General features: G+C 54.7%; 1 protein-coding gene. It reads left to right on the forward strand.

Going from position 1 to position 812, the window contains the following annotated elements:
- Positions 1-812: IS256 family transposase (locus H4Q31_RS20810; RefSeq protein ID WP_185180987.1), on the forward strand; the 812-nt coding region annotated here is incomplete at both ends.

The raw sequence follows: 812 nt of genomic DNA on the forward strand, positions 1-812 counted from the left end.
ACCCGGGAGCACCAGTCTCATCTGCATCAGCTGTACGGCATCGACGTCCCGAGGACGATGAAGTCGAACGTGACGAACAAGATCGTTCCGCTGATCAAGGAGTGGCAGAATCGCCCGCTGCAAGCCGTGTACGCTGTTGTTTTCCTGGACGCCATCCACTTCAAGGTGAAGCAGGACGGCGCCATCGTGAACAAGGCTGCCTACATGGTCATCGGTATCGATCTGGATGGCAACAAAGACGTGCTGGGCATGTGGATCGGCGAGAACGAGTCGGCGAAGTTCTGGCTGAGCGTGTTGAACGACCTCAAGAACCGTGGCGTTCAGGATATCCTCATTACCTGTGTCGATAACCTGACCGGCTTCTCCCAAGCGATCACCGCCTGCTACCCGAAGACTGAGATCCAAAAGTGCATCATCCACCAAATTCGAAATTCGACGCGCTATGTGTCCTACAAGGACCTCAAGAAAGTGACGGCGGACCTGAAGCCCATCTACAAGGCCTCGACGGAAGAGATGGCGCTCGTGGAGCTGGATCGCTTCGAAGAGACGTGGGGTGCCAAGTATCCGCTCATCATCCGCTCATGGCGTACCAACTGGGACGAGCTGGCGACGTTCTTCAAGTACCCGCCGGAGATCCGCAAGCTGATCTATACGACGAACATGATTGAAAGTTACCACCGCCAATTGCGCAAGGTAACCAAAGGCAAGAGCATCTTCCCGACAGACGAAGCCCTGCTCAAAATGCTTTATCTCGTAACGATGGACGTTACGCGCAAATGGACAGGACGAGTCCAAAATTGGGGCCAAATGCT

The sequence above is a fragment of the Cohnella lubricantis genome (assembly GCF_014212015.1).
GTDB classification, from domain to species: Bacteria; Bacillota; Bacilli; order Paenibacillales; family Paenibacillaceae; genus Cohnella; species Cohnella lubricantis.